Origin of the sequence: Stieleria sp. (assembly GCF_041595215.1) — a bacterium.
In the GTDB taxonomy this organism is placed as follows: Bacteria; Planctomycetota; Planctomycetia; order Pirellulales; family Pirellulaceae; genus Stieleria; species Stieleria magnilauensis.
In genome coordinates this window covers 1-3,222 of record NZ_JBFHKV010000991.1, presented here as the reverse complement: position 1 = coordinate 3,222, position 3,222 = coordinate 1, and the positions used below count along the sequence as shown (strand labels likewise).

Genomic DNA, 3,222 nt, shown 5'->3' with positions numbered 1-3,222 from the left:
GCGGCGGAGGCAGACGCAAATTGGAGAAATTGACGGCGGTTGGTCATGATCACGTGGACAGAACAAGGGAGGAAGCACTCAAAACGACGCGCCAATTCTACACCAATCTGCCCCCACGTGGCGTACGCTTCCAGCTTGCGTCTTCTCGTGCTTGACGCAGAAGCGTTGCTTCTCAGGGGAGGCAAGCAGGATGCTTACCCCACGGTGCACTCGTAGCGGTAGCCGACGCCGTAGACGGTTTGAACGATTTCAGGATGCTTGGGATCGATCTCGATTCGCTTTCGCAGCTGGCTGATCGTCTGGTCGATGGTCCGGCTGTTGGGGACATGATCATCCTCCCACGCAGATCGGAACAAGTCGGCCCGCTTGACGACTTCCCCCGGCCGGGCGGCCAGGGTCTGCAGGATCAAAACTTCGCGCCGGGTCAGCGAGACGGCGTCGTCGCCGCGGCGGGCCCGCAGCTCTTTCGGAAACACCTCCAGTCCACCCATCGAAAAAGGCTCGTCGGAAAACGTCACCCGTGTGTCGGGCGATTCGGACAGGCTGCGACGGGCGACCGCTCGGATTCGCGCGATCACTTCTTTGGTCCCGAACGGTTTGACGATGTAGTCATCGCCGCCGAGTTCCAGTCCGATGACTTTGTCGATCTCTTCCGCCTTGGCCGTGATGAACAAGATCGGCATCGTCGGAGACTGTTGGCGAAAGTACTTGCAAACGTCAAAGCCGCTGAGTCCCGGCATCATCACATCGAGGCAAGCGATGTCGGGCGGCGACGCATCGAACAGGTCCTTGGCATGCCGTCCGTCCGCGGCTTCGGTGACATGGTAACCTTCGTTCCGCAGCACTTCAGCCAACGCGGCACGGGTGTTCGCGTCATCTTCGGCAATCAAGATGTGATGTGTCATTCAATCACCGATCGGTAAGGTTAACGTAAAGGTCGCGCCGCCTAGGCAAGGTTCCGAGGACAGCACCAGGGCCCCGCCATGGCGGACCGCGGCCCGCCGCGCGATGGTCAGACCGATGCCGGTTCCGCTGGGGGCATGAATCGAATCGTCGACGCGCTGGAAGGGACGAAAGATCTTTTCTTGATGGGCCTTGGCGATGCCCGGCCCGTCGTCGCTGACCACCACCCGCAACGTTCGCGTCGACGCCGAAGCATCGTCCAACAGATCACACTCGATGACGCATTGCCCGCCGCGGGGGACGTATTTTTCGACATTGCTGAGCAGATTCACCAAGACCATTTCAACCACGTCGCCGTCGACCGAAACCTGATCCCGACACCGGCACACGGTCTGCAACGTCAGCCCCGCCGCTTTGAAACTGGGCGTGAACTGTTCCGCAATCCCGCCAATCAACTCACCGATGTCCGTCGGTTCGCGTCGCACCCCGAGTGGCTTTCCGCTGGGGCGAATCATTTCCAACACGCCGCTGACCAGGCGTTGCAAACGCCGGCTTTCATGGTCAATCACCTCCAGTCGTCTGGCAAGCGATTCGCTCGCATCACTGTTGGTGATGCGTTTCAAGTCTGACTCGGCCAGTTCCGTGTAGAGCCGGATGTTGGTCAACGGCGTCCGCAATTCGTGCGACACCTGGCCCGCAAAATTGACGCGGCTCTTGGCCTCGCTGACCTGCCGTTGTACCGATGTCAGGACATAAAAACCGACCGACAGCAGCAGCAGCGCGATGCCTGCCGACGACAGATACGTGGGAAACGCGCTGGACGACGGGATCAGCGACTGATCGACGTGTAGTCTGAACTGCCAACTGGCCAACGGCGGCGAGAGCGGCGACGTGACCAGCGGTGGCAGAGAAAACTCATCCACTTCGCCCCATCGATAGACCAACCGCTTTGCCTCATCGACCAGGGTCAGGCTGCCGATCGGGGTCGCCGCGAGTTCGGCGAGTTCAACCTTGGATCCCCCCTCGGTCGGTCGCAGCGGCGGGGGCGCCATCAAGCGGCCGCGATGGTCGGGCAAGGCGGCGATCAAATCCGCAATCCAACGGCTCCGTTCCAGCAACACGCCGACGGTCGATCCGTCATCGCGGGTTCGCCAATAAACCACCTGCGCGCCATCGGCCATGTACCATTGTTGCCAGGCCGATTCGGTGAACGTCGTTCTGGACGCGACCTTGCCAACGGACGATTGAGAATCCGAATTCACGTTCGGCAACGGACGCGCGTCGACCATCCCGGGCAGCGCCGCGGCGACCTCGGTGGCATCGATGCCGACTGAATCGCTGGGTCTGGGAAAGACCATCGTCCCGGATGGATCAACGACAATGCCCTGGCGGACGATCGGGACCTCGCGGCGCATCCGCCGCAACGCTTCAAAGACCGATGGCGATTCGTCGAGCTGTTCGTTCAACCGCAACGCATAGCCGTCAAACAGTTGAACGATCCGGCGGTCGGCATCATACAGCTGGGACGAAAGCAGCGTGGCCAAATTCTCTTTCGCCGCCACTTGGCTGGCCTTGATTGCATTGGCACTCATCCACCCCAACAGCACCATCGGTGCGGCGACCAGTAGGATCAGTGCGAGAAACAATCGACGCGGCATGGGGCGGCACCTGTTTTTGAATTCCGTTCATTGTATCGACCGGCTCTCAACCGCAAACCGCCCCGCGTCGCGGCCAAGACGGTCCCCCGTCGTGCAACGCAATGAAACAATTGTTAGCGGAAGGTCGCGAGCCCTCCGGTGTTTCGGTCACGATGAGGAACCGGAGGGTTTGCGTTGGGCCGCTAAAACGTTGGTGTTGACACTCTGTTCGGTTTACGTGACTTCGCTTCCTTTTGATTTCGTCACCGCTCGGCCTCGCTTCAGCCGTGACAGGATGGGTCCTGAGGAACCTGGACGGAAGGAAGATTGCAAATTGAAAAATGCAAAATGCAAAATGAAAAATGCAAATTTGCAATTGAAGTGTTCAATTTGCAATTTTCAATCTCTTGCTCCGCGTCCTGCCCAGGGGAAACGGATGCCAGGCATTTCAGGAATGAAACGTGCACCAAGCGGCGTAGGGCATGCTGTGCATGCCAAATGGCGTCGAGCATGCTGCGCATGCCAGTGCCGTCAGGCACAGCCTGACGGCACGCCGAATCTGGCCCCATCCGGTCCCGCTGGGACTCAGTTTTTGTCCGCCGGAGGAGCTTTTTTCACCCGCATTTGCTGCTGCGCCGCGTTCTTGCTTTGCTCGTATCGCATCGCCTTTCGCGAGTAATTC

The 3,222-nt window shown here is 59.7% G+C and carries 2 protein-coding genes; both read right to left on the bottom strand.

Features of this window, described 5'->3' with window-relative positions; all coding sequences use genetic code 11:
• Window positions 1-194: 194 nt before the first annotated feature.
• Entirely contained in the window at window positions 195-905 is a 711-nt protein-coding gene (locus ABX749_RS27205; RefSeq protein WP_372898791.1) for a response regulator transcription factor, read from the bottom strand.
• On the bottom strand, window positions 906-2,561 hold the full coding sequence (locus tag ABX749_RS27200; protein WP_372898790.1) for a sensor histidine kinase: 1,656 nt from the start codon (window positions 2,559-2,561) through the stop codon (window positions 906-908).
• Window positions 2,562-3,222 lie beyond the last annotated feature (661 nt).